General features: G+C 40.2%; 10 protein-coding genes. 5 read left to right on the plus strand and 5 right to left on the minus strand.

Going from position 1 to position 15,274, the window contains the following annotated elements:
- Positions 1-139: 139 nt before the first annotated feature.
- The gene (locus H6G79_RS09385) at positions 140-2,251 is read right to left on the minus strand and encodes an ATP-binding protein (protein WP_190592908.1); all 2,112 of its coding nucleotides are present in this window, start codon (positions 2,249-2,251) and stop codon (positions 140-142) included.
- Between the two features lie 575 nt (positions 2,252-2,826).
- Between H6G79_RS09385 and H6G79_RS09390 the strand changes: the two genes are divergently transcribed.
- Positions 2,827-3,753 carry a cobalamin-binding protein gene (locus tag H6G79_RS09390; RefSeq protein ID WP_190592907.1) on the plus strand — a complete coding sequence of 309 codons (927 nt, stop codon included), beginning with the start codon at positions 2,827-2,829 and terminating at the stop codon, positions 3,751-3,753.
- 149 nt (positions 3,754-3,902) lie between these two features.
- Here the strand turns inward: H6G79_RS09390 and H6G79_RS09395 are convergent, their stop codons facing one another.
- Together H6G79_RS09395 and H6G79_RS09400 are read right to left on the minus strand one after the other, a co-directional pair.
- Positions 3,903-4,205, minus strand: coding sequence for a protealysin inhibitor emfourin (locus H6G79_RS09395; protein WP_190592906.1), 303 nt, complete (start codon positions 4,203-4,205; stop codon positions 3,903-3,905).
- A gap of 268 nt (positions 4,206-4,473) precedes the next feature.
- On the minus strand, positions 4,474-5,550 hold the full coding sequence (locus tag H6G79_RS09400) for a M4 family metallopeptidase (RefSeq protein ID WP_190592905.1): 1,077 nt from the start codon (positions 5,548-5,550) through the stop codon (positions 4,474-4,476).
- A gap of 894 nt (positions 5,551-6,444) precedes the next feature.
- Here H6G79_RS09400 and H6G79_RS09405 point away from each other — a divergent pair.
- From H6G79_RS09405 to H6G79_RS09415, 3 genes are read left to right on the plus strand one after another with little or no spacing between them, the layout of a single operon-like run.
- Positions 6,445-7,350: a S1C family serine protease gene (locus tag H6G79_RS09405; RefSeq protein ID WP_190592904.1), complete on the plus strand. Its 906-nt coding sequence runs from the start codon at positions 6,445-6,447 to the stop codon at positions 7,348-7,350.
- A gap of 26 nt (positions 7,351-7,376) precedes the next feature.
- Positions 7,377-8,192, plus strand: coding sequence for a S1C family serine protease (locus H6G79_RS09410; RefSeq protein ID WP_190592903.1), 816 nt, complete (start codon positions 7,377-7,379; stop codon positions 8,190-8,192).
- Positions 8,189-8,806: a response regulator transcription factor gene (locus H6G79_RS09415; RefSeq protein WP_190592902.1), complete on the plus strand. Its 618-nt coding sequence runs from the start codon at positions 8,189-8,191 to the stop codon at positions 8,804-8,806. Before H6G79_RS09410 ends, H6G79_RS09415 begins: the two co-directional genes overlap by 4 nt.
- 256 nt (positions 8,807-9,062) lie before the next feature.
- Here the strand turns inward: H6G79_RS09415 and H6G79_RS09420 are convergent, their stop codons facing one another.
- Together H6G79_RS09420 and H6G79_RS09425 are read right to left on the minus strand one after the other, a co-directional pair.
- Positions 9,063-10,808, minus strand: a complete 1,746-nt coding sequence (locus H6G79_RS09420; RefSeq protein ID WP_190592933.1) for an ABC transporter ATP-binding protein — start codon at positions 10,806-10,808, stop codon at positions 9,063-9,065.
- A 275-nt stretch (positions 10,809-11,083) separates the two neighbouring features.
- Positions 11,084-12,370 carry a GAF domain-containing sensor histidine kinase gene (locus tag H6G79_RS09425; protein ID WP_190592901.1) on the minus strand — a complete coding sequence of 429 codons (1,287 nt, stop codon included), beginning with the start codon at positions 12,368-12,370 and terminating at the stop codon, positions 11,084-11,086.
- A gap of 820 nt (positions 12,371-13,190) precedes the next feature.
- On the opposite strand from H6G79_RS09425, the gene H6G79_RS09430 reads away from it, so the two are divergent.
- Positions 13,191-14,930: a ShlB/FhaC/HecB family hemolysin secretion/activation protein gene (locus tag H6G79_RS09430; protein ID WP_190592932.1), complete on the plus strand. Its 1,740-nt coding sequence runs from the start codon at positions 13,191-13,193 to the stop codon at positions 14,928-14,930.
- The last annotated feature ends 344 nt before the right edge of the window (positions 14,931-15,274 follow it).

A 15,274-nucleotide genomic window follows, 5' to 3' on the forward strand; every position in this document is an offset into this window, starting at 1 on the left:
CTGTTTTTCGGCTACACTGAACAATTTATCCTGGACAAATTGAGTATAATTTTACTGTGAAATTTTAGACATTCAATTTGAATATTTTTTCATCATTAGTCATTTGTGTTGAACAAGCGCAAATCACCCAGGATTAGCCTCAACTGCCTAAATATCGCAGCAAAATCGATTCAAGCTGCATAATCCGAATTGGCTTGACAAGATAGTCATACTTTTCTAGTGGTAGATTATTTAATTCTGGCCAATCATTTCCCTGAACGCCCATAAATACCACAGCCATATTGAGCAATTGAGATTTTTGCTTTAAAGCTGGCATTAATCTAAAACTATGATTTGCCAAAAATTGCGTATCTAGTAAAAGTAAACTTGGCTGAAAAATTTTGATAGTTGCTAAAATTTGCTCTTGATTATTGATCCATTCCACCTGGTAGCCAATGATTTGTAGATAGTCTTGTAAAAATATCCCAATATTCTCTTCTGGTTCGGCAATTAAAATGCGTTTTTGACCTAATGGACTGGCTGACAAAGATAACTGATTACTATCTTCATCGCTCATATCTATCTCTGTGATTAAATCTGCTGGTTCTGGAATAAATAAAGTAAAGCGGCTACCTTCTCCTAATTTTGATTCGACGGTGACATCTCCCCCATGTAATCGCGCTAATTTACGTGTTAAAGCTAATCCTAGTCCTGTACCTTCATACTGACGATTTAGTTGACTATCTAGCTGTTTAAATGGTTCAAACAGCAAATGAAATTGACTATTATCTATACCAATACCAGTATCAGCAACAGTAAATGTAATACCTTCAGGAACTTTTTTGATTTCTAAACTTACCTGACCTGCTGGTGTAAATTTAATTGCATTGGTCATTAAGTTAATTAGCATTTGTTTGCAGCGCCGAATATCAACTCGACAAATTTCTGCTTCTGGGTCAATTTTGCTGATTAGTTTTAAACCTTTTTCTTGAGCTTGGTCACGTACTGTCGAAAGGGCATAATTACATAAATCTAAGACCGATACAGTTGATAAATGTAATTCTTCTTTGCCTGATTCTACTTTTGATAAATCCAGAATATCGTTGATGATTGCTAATAAATGTTCGCCGCTACTATAGATACAACTAACATATTCTTGTTGTTTCTCATTTAAAGAGCCAACCATATCTTGTTGTAATAATTGTGATAAGCCCATAATTGCATTTAAAGGAGTTCGCAATTCATGGCTCATTGTCGCTAAAAATTCGTTTTTGGCACGATTACCTGCTTCTGCGGCTGCTTGAGACGCACGCAGTTTTAATTCTGTTTGTTTGCGTTCTGTAATGTCTTCAATAATTGCTAAAAAAAACTCTGGTGTTCCATTACTCCCAGGAATCATCGAAATCGAAAGTTTCGTCCACACTAACTGACCATTTTTGTGGCGGAAGTGTTTTTCGATTTCAATGCGATCGCACATTCCTGCTACGAGTTGTTTATATAGCTCTAAATCTCCTTTTTGGGGGGAAATATAATCAATAAAATACTTCCCGTAAAGTTCTTCCCGGCTATATCCCAGCATTTGAGATAGCGCCGGATTAATATCTACTATTTGGGCTTTGATATCTGCAATTCCAATCCCAATTGATGAACGCTCAAAAATAGCGCGAAATTGTGCTTCACTTTTGCTCAGAGCTTCTTGTACAATGTGGCGATCGCTGGCTTCTATTGCTAAAGCTACAAAATCGGCAATTGAACTAGCAAAATTTTCTTCTTCAACAGTCCATTGGCGCATTTCACCACAGTGTTCATGACAAACTACTCCCACTACACGTCCTCCTAACCAAATAGGCGCATCCAAGAATGATGTAATGCCAAGTATTTTTAAATAAGATGCAGCTAATTCTTGGGTTCTCTTATCGTTAATCGCATCATTTACAGCCAGACTACGTTCCATTTCCAAACTTTGAAAATAATTAGGATAACTAGCTTTTAATAAAGTCTGACCTGATATATGTATGTTTTTCCGCACATCATACAAATTACTACACTCTATAGCAGTGTTGTCCGCAGTGTATAACCATACACCCACTCGCTCAACCAACAGTGTTTTTGCTGCTACCTCTGTAATTTCTTGGAGTGTTGCCTGGAGATTGCCAGTTTGGAATGTCTGACTCCTGGCTAACTGCACTAAGGATTGAATTTGCTTACGCTGTTCGTTGTCTCTAATCGGCACAATCTCTGCTTGACCATCATTAACCACTGCTAACTGCATCTAACTACACCTGTTAAGTAATTACCATGTCTGAGGGAGTTATCACAAAAACAAAACTATCTTTTATAACTACAAATACTCCAGAGGATTTTTCAGAACAGGATAGTATATTTTTTTTCATTAAACTCTTTAGGTACAGTGCAATACTTATTACTAAAATTACATTATTATTAGTTATGCAACTTTGGCAATCCTCCGGTATATAACTACGTACGGAATGACTGTTTGTTAAAAATTTTATGATTTGCAGAGATCATTTCCATATAGCTACTATGCTATTAACCAGCTCATACAGTTACAAAATGCTTTTTATTAGCAACTTGATGATTGATGTCTCATAACTAATACCATAGAAGGCAAGAGAATAGCATCACTCCTGAAGACGATATCTCCTAAAATGAAAGATAATTAGGTATAAGAATATTTTGATTTATGGCACTTTAACTTTATCAAATAGTCAATTTGCCCAGTTAATTATGAGGCTCATAACTTGCGGCATTCTCCTACAGAAAGATACTTAATTATTTGAAGTTTGTAAAAATTTAACTGGTAGCAGATATTCGGGAAATAAAACAATGACTAATAGCAATCTCAGAATTGTCTCTTTAATACCAAGTGCAACAGAGATTTTAGCCACACTGGGGTTAACTGATGCAATTGTAGGGCGATCGCATGAATGTGATTATCCGCCACATATTCAAAATGTTCCTGTATGCACAGAAGCACGCTTTAATATTGATGTTCCTAGCGGCGACATTCACACTAAAGTCAATGATTTATTGCAATCAGCATTGAGTATTTATCACATCAAAACCGATGTTTTAGAACAGTTACAACCGACTCACATTCTCACCCAAGACCAATGTGATGTTTGTGCCGTCAGCTTACCAGAAGTGGAAAAAGCTGTTAGTAATTTCATCTCAACTTCGCCAAAAATTATTTCTTTACAACCTAATCTTCTACAAGATGTTTGGACTGATATTGAACAAGTTGCTCATATCTTTGATGTGGACTCAGTAAAATTACTGGAAAACTTAGAAGCCAGAGTTAAAATCGTCCAACAAAAAATCCAAGGGTTAGCACTCAACGAACTGCCCAAAGTTGCTTGTATCGAGTGGACAGATCCTTTGATGACAGGAGCTAATTGGATTCCAGAATTAGTCAACTTTGCAGGTGGACAATCGCTATTTAGCCATCCCGGTAAACCTTCTGCAACTTTGGAATGGCAAACATTCATCGCCAGTAATCCAGATGTGATTGTATTTATGCCTTGTGGCTTTGATTTAATTCGCACTCGCCAAGAAGCTGAGTTACTAATTCAACGTTCAGAATGGCAAAAACTCCATGCCAGCCAAACAAGTAGAGTTTATATTACTGATGGGAATTCTTACTTTAACCGTCCCGGCCCCAGATTAGTTGATTCCTTAGAAATTCTCGCAGAAATTTTGCATCCAGAAATTTTTGACTATGGTTATCAAGGTACTGCTTGGGAAGTTTTGTAAAAGTGCTAAGTGCTAAGTGCTGAGTGCTGAGTGCTGAGTAATGATTTTTTCGTTAGTCTAAAAAACAAATTGAATATTTTTGATTAACTCAACAAACCTCTATCTCCCTTGTCAACCGTGTCTCCCTTGTCCCCCTTGTCCCCCTAATCCTACCCCCTCTGAATAGCCAAATGATTGAGCCATTCAATTAAAGGTCTTAAAGTTCCGGGTAAGGCTGCTTCACTAACAATGACTGTGTGCTGTTTATCGTTATCTTCTACAGTTAACCTATACTGAAAGCGATCGCTCTGGGGATTTGGCGAGGGAATTTGTGCAGGTAAGCGAAATAAATCCGCCGCTTGGACTAATAATGGTAGTTCTTTAGCTTCCTTTGGTGGAAGATTGTTGGTGTCTAGGGTTGTTTTCTTTGTTATTCCAGCAAAGCCACCTGTGCGTTCAAATGTGATCCGCATTGTTTTGCTCTCCGTTGTATATAAAAGCTGGGAGAAGAAACTATCTTCCCCCAGTTTAGCAACAATGAAAAGAAGTCAGAACAGGAGTGACGCAAGAAGATTGTCTGTTGAGACTGGGTGTAGGGGTGAATGGGTATAGGGTGTAAGGGTTTTGAACACTTACACCCTTACACCCTATACTCTTACACCCTATCGAGAAACCTTAATTTTTCGTCTTACTATCTGCACAGTCCGTTCTGTATTCTGGCTTCTGACTCCTGAATTCTGCTTAAATTACTCCTACTTTTTGCCAAGCATTCTGTACAGCTTTTTGTTCTAGACTATCTGTACCGTAGAGTTCTCCCGCTACTTGGATGGTGACATTAGCGGCGGTTTTAAATTGTGCTTGGTTACGCAAGCGATCGCGTAAAGCAATGTACCAGATTTTCCCGGCTTTTTCCCAAGCATAACCGCCAATTTCCACTGCGGCTAAATAAAAGGCATAGTTGGGAATACCAGAATTGATATGCACACCCGCGTTATCTTCCCAACCCATAAACTTATTCCGCATGTGTGCTGGTTGCGGATCTTTGCCCAACACAGGATCATCATAGGCGGTTCCTGGGGCTTTCATCGAGCGAATACCAATACCTTTCACACCGGGCGCTAAAAGACCTTCACCAATAATCCAGTCTGCTTGGTCGGCTGTTTGATTTTTTAATCTTTGTTTGACCAAGGAACCAAAAACATCTGAAAAGGATTCGTTCAAAGCCCCTGGTTCACCATAATATTGCAAACCAGCTTCGTATTGAGTTACTCCATGTGTTAACTCATGCCCAATAATATCAATACATTTTGTGAAGCGTTGGAACAGTTCGCCATCGCCATCACCATAGACCATTTGATCCCCGTTCCAAAAGGCGTTGTCATATTTGACACCATAATGAACGCTAGAGTCTAACCGCAAACCCTTATCATCAATCGAGTTGCGTTCAAATACTTCATAATACAAGTCATAAGTAGCACCAGCAGCATCATAAGCTTCATTCACTGCTTCATCAATGCTTGGCGGATCACCTTCACTACGTACTAAAGTACCGGGAAGTTGCTGTCCATTTTTCGCATCGTAGATAGTGCGTCGCTTCTCACCCGGAGAAGGAGAGAAGAAAATATTCCCGACAACATTCCGTCGCCCACGGAACTGCGCGGAAACGTTTAACGTATGAAACGCCCAAGAACGTTGCTGCGGATTACCATTCACAGCGACATGCTCTAGCATGTGAGGTGGCAAAATACAACAAATAGGACATCTTGTGTCAATTGAATGCTGAAATTGAAAACCTGATGATTTTTTCTTACGCGCCATATAAGATATTCTCCTTCAAAAAAACTACGCGATCGCTATGCTAATTCATGCAATCAACATATCCTCTAGAAATAATTTTTATTGACTTTTCTACTAGTTTTTGGATATGTTCGTCCAGCATCTATAATAGTGAGTCACAAAACTTAAAACCTGTAATTTTAGCCTTAGTGGTTACACAAATCAATCACAATTATCCACAGAACTAGCAGGGCTAAATGATACTTCCTTTTAATAACGATTATGCTATTTCTTCAAGCTCTTTTACAGGATATTTCCTAAATACTTTATTAAGCTTTGTTGCATATATAGATGTTTTTACAACTGAGTATTAAGTAATGAGTAATAAGTAGTTATTAATAAGTAAATTTTTGACTCATTACTCATTATTCATTACTCATTAATTTTTTCAATCAGTTGCTGTAAATCATAAACGGCGAATCTGCTATTTATCCGCCAAATCAATGACTTACATTCAGCAGTTACCAATTATTAAGACTAAATTTCGGAAAAGTTTATATTAATTTACCTTATAAAAATTCAGTCCTACCTTAGTTCATTTTTGGCTGATTGACAACCTAGTTAATCTAGCTACGTATTAGCTAACGAAAATGATAATCAGTATATTTTTCATATCATGTTTAACTAGTACAGGTCGGCATAAATAAACAGACCACACTTCGACTTCTCCTGACGGAGAAGCTGCGCGAACGCCCAAGGCAAGTCGCTTAGTACAAGTACGCTCAGTGACCTTCTTTCTTTTTCCTTTTGACTTTTGCCTTTTACCTTGTTTGTACTAGCCATTTTTCTAGGTGACATTCTCCCCATTTTTCCGATGCTATTGCTGGATATAAAGCGACAAGATAGAAGCATCACAAAATATTGGCGAATAATTTTATGTCTTCATTGCAAGATTTTTCCAACAGTTTAGCGGACATTGTAGAACAGGCTGGAAATGCTGTAGTTGCTGTTAATGCTGGTAAACGTCTTTCCTCCAGTGGTATTCACTGGCGTAATAATATTATTGTGACTTCTGATGAATCTCTGGGGCGTTATGACGAAATCACTGCGACTCTTGCAGATGGAAACACTGTACCATTGTCATTTCTCGGTCATGACCCTAGTACTGATATAGCTGTTTTTCAACTACAAAATTCAGCAATTCCAGTTGCACAAATTGGTGATATCACAAAACTCAAAGTTGGTCATTTAGTTTTGGGATTAGCCAGAAGTAGCGAAGGTGATATACGGGCGGCAATGGGGGCGGTGAGTGTAGTTAGTGGGGCTTGGCGGAGTATGAGTGGTGGCAATATTGACCAATTTATTCGCCCAGATATCACGCTTTACCCTGGTTTTGCTGGCGGGGCGCTAGTTGATGCGGCTGGTTACGTGGTGGGAATGAATACATCTGGAAGGCGTGGTACAGCTTTGACAATTCCGGCTAGTACAATTGAGCGTGTAGTCAATCAATTACTTACTAAAGGACACATTTCTCGCGGTTATTTGGGTGTAGGTATGCAGCCTGTACGCTTACCGCATAACTTGAAAAATCTTCTGAATTTACCAACGACAACGGGGGTAATTGTTGTCAATGTGGAATCATCTAGTCCGGCTGACAATGCAGGTGTATTGCTGGGGGATGTGTTGGTAAGGTTGGATAATGTCGCCGTAAGTGATACAGGCGATGTCTTGGCACTCCTAAATAATAGCGATCGCATTGGTAAACTCATTAAAGTGCAGCTTGTCCGGGGTGGGACATTAGTTGAGTTAGATATTGTGGTTGGCGAACGTACCGTTGAGTAAGTAATTTCTCATAATTCCAAGCAAATATGATGACACAATTCAATGATGAACTGTCCGTAGTTGCCGCTAAACTGCGTCAAAGCACAGTCAAAGTTAAAAGCGGTGGGTTGGGAGTTGGTTCTGGGGTGATTTGGCAAGCAGACGGGTTGATTATTACGAATGCTCATGTAGCGACCAGTCAGCAGCCAACTGTAGAATTATCTGATGGTCGGGTATTTGCGGCTGTGCGATCGCACTTTGACCCCCAGCAAGATTTAGCCGCACTCAAAATTACTGCAACTAACTTACATCCTGCTACCATCGGTAATTCTGATACATTGCGAGTTGGTGAATTGGTTTTGGCTGTGGGTAATCCTTTAGGTGATGATGGTGCATTCACAATGGGGATGGTTCACAGCAATCATCAATCAGCCGTCATCGCAGATTTACAGCTTTATCCTGGTAATTCTGGTGGATGTTTGGCTGATTGTCTGGGGCGAGTTGTTGGGATTAATACCATGATTGTCAACGGTTTGGCGGTGGCGATTCCCAGCCACAAGGTTACCCGCTTTCTGAGTGGTAGTCCTCGTTGGCAACTTGGAGTCACATTGCAACCTGTGGTTTTAGACAGGCTCAGTCTCGGTTTATTGGTATTATCTATAGTTCCTGGTAGTGTGGCAGAAACTGTTGGTTTACAAATTGGCGATGTGTTAATTGGGGTTGCAGGACGGTTATTTACTCGACCTAATGACTTGGCTAAATATCTGCATCACAACCAAGAGTCTATACCATTACAAGTGCGACGGAGGAGAAAGCAATTTATTGTTGACATTGCCCAGAAAACCTCTGTGGAGGCGACATGATCCGAGTGGTGGTCATTGCTGCTTCTGTGGTGGTGCAGGTGGGTTTGTCATCACTGATCAATCAACATCCCCAACTAACTGTAGTGGGAACAACATCAGATTTAGAGACATTCACCAAGGAATTTGAACAACTCCAACCAGATGTATTGCTGTTAGATTTCAGCAGTAATCTTTCATCAACTTGGACAAAATTGCAACTGATATCAGAACAACAAATTCTACTGATTACAGAAGATATCGAGAGTCTTGACCTAGAAAATAGCTTACGTTCTGGTGTGCGGGGAATATTACCCAGTACTAGCACAGAAGCGGAAATCACTGCGGCGATCGAAGCGATCGCATCGGGTTTGATAGTACTGCACCCAGATTATTTAGAATTACTCCCCATCCGTGAAAAAGTTGTGGCTAACCCTGTGCAAACTTTGACACCCAGAGAAATTGAGGTTTTGGGAATGCTAGGTTCTGGGTTGGGTAATAAAGCGATCGCAAAACGTCTACAAATTTCCGAACATACAGTGAAATTTCATGTTTCATCCATCTTTCAAAAGCTGGCTGTTTCTTCCCGTACCGAAGCGGTGACGGCTGGTGTCAGGCTGGGTTTAATTATGCTGTAGTAGAAGGCAATCCGGCAAAGCCGGAGAAGTCAAAAGTAAAAAACCAAAAGTCAAAAGTATTCTTGATTTTTGCCTTTTTACTTTTGCCTTTTGACTTACCGCTACGCGGTTGAGGCAGGAGGTAAAATTGTTACTCTGCTTGGTGCGATATAGCCTTTCTTAGTCTACTGAGGTACAAATTTATCAGCGTCCATCTGTGTCCATCTGCGGTTAATTATTCTTGCTTGTACTTCACTAGAATCAGAAACGCTATAAATCAAGATTTTACTTGATGATGTTGAATTTGAGATTCGAGAATTGCCCCATAAAGTGGACTAATTCGCATCAATTCTTCATGGGTTCCTTGGGCTACCAATTGACCTTGATCGATTAATAAAATGCGATCAGCATTTTTGACTGTACTAATGCGTTGGGCTACCACAAAGGTGACACAAGCTTTTTGCTGCATTAAATTATCTAGTTCGGCTTGAATTTGGGTGGCTGTTTTAGCATCCACCGCAGAGGTACTATCATCCAAAATCAGAATACTGTAATCGGTGAGTAAGGTACGGGCGATCGCAATCCGTTGTTTTTGTCCACCAGATAAACCCACACCCCGTTCGCCGACAATTGTGTTGTAGCCATCGGGCAAGCTGATAATAAAATCATGAATCTGGGCAGTTTTCGCCACTTCTATTACTTGTTCTAAACTGCTATTTGGTTTAGCGTAGGTAATATTATCGTGGATGGTTCCAGAGAATAAGGTGCTTTCTTGAAAGACTATGCCAATATGCGATCGCAAACTTTGGAGTGTAAAATCTCGCACATCCCGCCCATCAATGCGAATCGCTCCCCCAGTCACATCATAAAAGCGGGGAATCAAGTTCATAATTGTGCTTTTGCCAGAACCTGTCATTCCTAGAACCGCGATCAGTTCTTTGGGCTTAGTTTCAAAAGATACATTTTTTAGAGCTTCTGTGGTGGCTCCCGGATAGCGAAAGGAAACGTTTTCAAAGGTAATGCGGCCACCGCAAGTATCAAATAACATCGCATTCGGGTGATCGCGGATTTCCACAGCCGCATCAACTATTTCAAACACTCGTGTAGCCGAGGCTGCGGCTTGGGCGATCGCTGGGGCAGCAAACCCAATTAATAATATGGGTTGAAAAATTAACACTAAGTATGAGTTAAATGCTACTAATTCCCCAATCGAAAAGCTATCACCAATTACCAGCATACCTCCATAGCCAAAGACTGCCAGTGTCACCAAATTACTCAGTAAAAAGATAAACGGAAATGTATTACGAATAGCCATAATCGTCTGCATATTTGCGCTGACGAGGGCATCATTTAAGGTGGTGTAACGCGACTTTTCCGCCGACTCACGCACAAAGGCTTTCACTACCCGTATCCCTAACAAATTCTCTTGCAAAACCGCATTCAAATTACCCAATTGCTGTTGGATTTGCCCAAACAGTCGGTTATTCCGATTCACAAACCTTGCCATTAACCATGCAGATATCGGCACTACCGACAAGGTAATTAAAGCCAGTTGCCAATTCATCACTAGCAAAATCACGGCAATACTTACCAATGTCACTAATCCCCCAATCACCTGAATCAAGCTAGTCCCCACAAAAGTGCGGATTTGCTCAATGTCATTGGTGACACGGGTTAATAATTGAGAAGTCTGCGACTGATCATGATAGCTAAAACTTAAATTTTGAATTTTGCTGAAAATCTTGTTGCGTAAATCATAAGCCACACCTTGAGATGCAGCTTCAGCTAAATAGCTTTGACCAAAGTTAAATAAACCCCGTGCGATCGCAGCTACTACCATCCAAGCTGCACTATAAAGTACTATTTGTAAGTTACGCGGTGCAATACCTTGATCAATTCCCCAACGAAATAATTGCGGTGTCACAGCATTGGCAACTGTTAATAGTAAGACACTAATCAAAGCTCCCACAGAAATCCAACGGTAATTGCCTAAACTCTTCAACACGCGCCCAATTGATCGCATCGGCGAATTTTGCCGCAGTTCTGGTTGTTGCACCAATTGTCCTCACCTCAAACTAGATACTTAAAAATAAGACTTACGTAAGATTTTCAGGTGTAGGGGTTATTGACTTCCCCACCCTTGCGTAATCATAAACCACATCACCAAAGTATGAAATGACTCTGAGGACTGACACAAATTGAGTTGTTGAGATGGGGTATCAGAATTTTGAACACCTACACCCCTACGAGGAAGTCAAAAATCAGAGAATTTTTGACTTTTAACTTTTAACTTTTGACTTAATTTCCACCCGTTTTCCGTACCGTTGCTACAGGTAATTGCACTGTAACAGTAGTACCAGATACCGCATCAGAATGAATAGATAATTCTCCACCATGAGCATGAACAATGCGTTTAGAAATGGCTAATCCCAAACCAGTTCCGTTAGATTTAGTAGAAAAGAACGGCTGCGTTAGTTGTGCAAGAATTTCGGCTGGTATTGGCTCGCCACCATTACAAACATTAATGCTAACTTGATCTAAAGATGAATTTTTGACTTCCCAAATAATCACATCTCCAGGAGACACTGCCTCACAAGCATTACGCACAATATTAATAAATACTTGTTTGAGCTTGTCTTGATCCCCTAAAACTTTGATTGGGTTTGGGCTAGGGATAAATTTGATTTCCCGTTCTAAGGCTTCTGGCATTTCCCAAATTAATTTCAGCAACTCTCGAATCAAGTCATTTATCTCTAACTCATCCAGTTGCAACACTTGAGGTTTCGCATAAAGCAAAATTTCACTCAACAGATTTTCTAAGCGAGAAGCTTCACCTAATGCTAACGATAATCGCTCTTGTGCGGCTGGGTTTAAATTAGTCTTTTGGAAATACTTTAATCCCATGAGCATTGTTGTCAAAGGATTGCGAATTTCATGGACAATCATGGCAGCAAATTCACCAATTGCTGCGAGGCGTTCTTGTTCTACGAGTTTAGCTTGGGCGGTTCGCAGTTCAATGGTACGTTTTTCTACTTCTGATTCTAAAATTTGATTAAATTCACACTGTTGTTGGTAGAGATAATAATTATCTATAGCTGTAGCTGCACGTTCGGCAAATACTTCGGCTACTTGAATTTCTTCTGGTGTAAATTCTCTGTGCTGGCGGTGAAAAGAGCAGATTGTACCAATGACTTTTCCTTCTGCTGTTTTTAAAGGTATGCCTAAATAAGCACAGTAACCTTCGGGAATCTGCCCATACTCTGGATTTTTGACTGCATCTTCTACCGCCAAAGGGCGACCAATTTCGATGACTGTGCCGGTGAGTAAACCATGTAGTGAATAGACATGCTCACCCTCGCCCATATCCATACTACTGGCTAGTACTTTCTCAAATCCTTTTTGGCAAACAGTCACGACTGACCAATCAATTTCTAATAACTCGCTGACTCCACAGGCAATGCTTTGCAGGTAGCTAGATAATTCTCCAGAGCGATAGTTCAAACAAGATAAAAATGCGATCGCTCGTCTTTCGCGCTGCCATAATTGTTTTTGCAACAAACTTGTTTTACCATTGGCTTTGCTCATATATGCCTGTTGCAGAAGTTAATATTTTTTTATAATCATTAATCCTAAGTTCAAAACTTTTTCCAGCAATAATTCTGGTTTTTTATATTAATTTAATAACTTTGGATTTTGATTTTATCAATATAAACATTACTATAATTAAACTCTTAAACACTAGATGTTTATATTTTTTTTACTATTTTAATAAATTTTAGTATTATTTCTAATTTAGAGATTAACCCGGTAAGTAAGATAGTTTACCCTTCATTGAAGAGTAACTATTTTTTATCAGCAGTCTAGAAGTTAATTTTAGGTTAATCTCTGTTAAAAAATAGCTAATCAATAACAATGTTTTTTGAATGACTGGCTAAGAATTCGATAAATTGTATTGATATCTTTAATAGTTTGATGGTTAAACGTTAATTTTAGCCAAAATAACCATAACCAATTTTTACAGCAAATAACCTCATTCTAAATGTACCATACTCCCAGGATAAAACTCAAGTCAGTCTGTGACATGGCAGATTAAAAGGGGTTGTTCGGGATCACAAAAGTTATGCTGGAATACCGCGATAAGAGTTCTTCTGATGATTATCTGTAATCATGCGGAATCAAATTTCTTCATCAAGAAAAAACAGTATTTACACTGGGTACATTTGTAAAAAATAAAGCGTAATCTTATATATATATGATACTCCTTACATCACTGAAGCAAGGCAACTTTGATCAGTTGAAATATAAAAGTAACTTTGATAATTGCCGAGAAAAATGACTCAATATTTATGCGTGGGTATTTAGTGTGAAGACAAAATTTATAATTAGCCATACACACAAGCATCAAATGATTTGTAAGCCGCGCATAACAATACTAAAACCTTTTACATTCGGGTTTGTTATTGCCGCAGTATTGTGTAATTATCATCAGGTATACGCCCAAACAACCAACCAGCAAGGTTTACCACCAGGAAGGATAGAAGAAATTCCGGTTACGCCCTTACCATCAGATGCGCTACCACAGCCATCAGAAAAAGAGCCATTACTTCCGCCTGTGGAATTACCTGATCAGCCAACGACAGGAGAGGATGATCCTAATGTTAAATTCCGGGTGGAACGCATTGAAGTTATTGGTAGCACAGTATTTACACCAAAAGATTTTGCGCCGATTACAGATCCTTTTATTGGGCGCGAAGCATCTTTTGCAGAGTTATTACAAGTCAAAGAAGCCATCAGCAAGTTCTACACCGATAAAGGCTACGTCACCACTGGGGCTTTAATTTCACCCCAAACACTAGATGCAGGAGTTGTGACAATTCAGGTAGTAGAAGGTAGTTTGCAAGAAATCAAAATCGTGGGTAATCGACGATTGAATAGCAACTACATTCGCGATCGCATTCGTCTAGGTGCAGGAAAACCCCTGAATGTGCCGCGATTACTGGAAAAACTGCAACTACTCCGACTCGATCCACGCATTAAAAATCTCTCTGCGGAATTGCAAACCGGTACAACTCCCGGACGCAATATCTTACGTGTCGAAGTTCAAGAAGCCGACACCTTCACAGGCTCACTCAGCTTGGATAATGGGCGATCGCCTAGTGTTGGTAGTTTCCGCCGGGGTATAGATATCCAAGAGGCCAATCTATTAGGTTTAGGGGATACCTTGAATGTGGGCTATACCAATACCAATGGTAGTAATACAATTGCCGCTAGTTACACATTGCCTGTGAATGCCCACAACGGCGCTGTATCTTTTAGTGTTAACCAAGGCTGGAACAACGTTATAGAAGACCCTTTCAGCGTTCTAGATATTCAGTCAAATAGCACCGCCTACGAATTCGGATTTCGTCAACCATTACTGCAAAAGCCCACTCAAGAGTTAGCTGTAGGGGTATCATTCTCCCGCCAAGAAAGTCAAACAATCATTGGTTTAGATAATATAGGTGGCTTTCCCTTATCTCCTGGAGCCGATGATAATGGCAGAACGAAAATTTCTGCCTTGCGCTTCACCCAAGAGTATACCCAGCGCAGCAACACACAAGTTTTCGCCGCGCGATCGCAATTTAGTTTGGGAGTTGATTGGTTGGGAGCAAGTGTGAGTGAAGAGGCTCCCGATAGCCGCTTCTTTAGTTGGCGAGGACAAGCACAGTGGGTAAGACAATTTGCTCCAGATACCTTGTTTTTAACTAGGGCTGATTTACAACTAGCCGCCAATAACTTAGTACCTTTAGAGCAATTTGGATTAGGTGGACAGTTAAGCGTGCGGGGTTATCGCCAAGATACATTACTCACAGATAACGGCTTCTTGTTTTCCTCAGAATTTCGCTTTCCCATTGTGCGGGCGAAAAAAATCCAAGGAGTCTTACAACTAGCACCATTTGTTGATGTCGGCCAAGGCTGGAATAGTAAAGGTGACAATCCCTCCACCAATACCTTAGTCGGTGCTGGGTTTGGGTTGTTATGGAAACAAGGGAATAACTTCTCAGCCCGTTTAGATTGGGGTATTCCAATTATCTCTGTTGAGGGCGACAAGCGATCGCTCCAAGAAAACGGATTGTACTTCTCTATGCAGTATTCGCTATTTTAATAGCCATCAAGATTGACGCATATAGATTCAGGACTTACGCACAAAAATTTTCTGCGGAGACTGGGTGTAAGGGTTAAAGGGTATGGGGTGTAAGAGTTTTGGACACATACACCTCTATACCCATAAACTCTTACACCCTTCCCAAAACCCTTGGTTTTTCGTCTCACTGCGTAAGTCCTATGATATACAAACATCTCTCTACCCTGGATTTCTCTCTTGTGAGAAATCCAGGGGTGTGAGAAATCCGGGAAGTGTGGGAGGATGGTGAAAAAATCTTTCCCCCCACACTCCCCTCTCTCCACACCCGCTACCCATACGTGAGAAATTCGGGTCTACCTTGTCTC

The organism is Anabaena sp. FACHB-83 (assembly GCF_014697485.1).
Taxonomy (GTDB): domain Bacteria; phylum Cyanobacteriota; class Cyanobacteriia; order Cyanobacteriales; family Nostocaceae; genus Nostoc_B.

What these genes read in the sequence shown, in the direction of transcription:
- H6G79_RS09385 (WP_190592908.1), bottom strand. Translation starts at nt 2,251, where the DNA reads ATGCAGTTAGCAGTGGTTAATGATGGTCAAGCAGAGATTGTGCCGATT.
- H6G79_RS09390 (WP_190592907.1), top strand. Translation starts at nt 2,827, where the DNA reads ATGACTAATAGCAATCTCAGAATTGTCTCTTTAATACCAAGTGCAACA.
- H6G79_RS09395 (WP_190592906.1), bottom strand. Translation starts at nt 4,205, where the DNA reads ATGCGGATCACATTTGAACGCACAGGTGGCTTTGCTGGAATAACAAAG.
- H6G79_RS09400 (WP_190592905.1), bottom strand. Translation starts at nt 5,550, where the DNA reads ATGGCGCGTAAGAAAAAATCATCAGGTTTTCAATTTCAGCATTCAATT.
- H6G79_RS09405 (WP_190592904.1), top strand. Translation starts at nt 6,445, where the DNA reads ATGTCTTCATTGCAAGATTTTTCCAACAGTTTAGCGGACATTGTAGAA.
- H6G79_RS09410 (WP_190592903.1), top strand. Translation starts at nt 7,377, where the DNA reads ATGATGACACAATTCAATGATGAACTGTCCGTAGTTGCCGCTAAACTG.
- H6G79_RS09415 (WP_190592902.1), top strand. Translation starts at nt 8,189, where the DNA reads ATGATCCGAGTGGTGGTCATTGCTGCTTCTGTGGTGGTGCAGGTGGGT.
- H6G79_RS09420 (WP_190592933.1), bottom strand. Translation starts at nt 10,808, where the DNA reads ATGCGATCAATTGGGCGCGTGTTGAAGAGTTTAGGCAATTACCGTTGG.
- H6G79_RS09425 (WP_190592901.1), bottom strand. Translation starts at nt 12,370, where the DNA reads ATGAGCAAAGCCAATGGTAAAACAAGTTTGTTGCAAAAACAATTATGG.
- H6G79_RS09430 (WP_190592932.1), top strand. Translation starts at nt 13,191, where the DNA reads ATGATTTGTAAGCCGCGCATAACAATACTAAAACCTTTTACATTCGGG.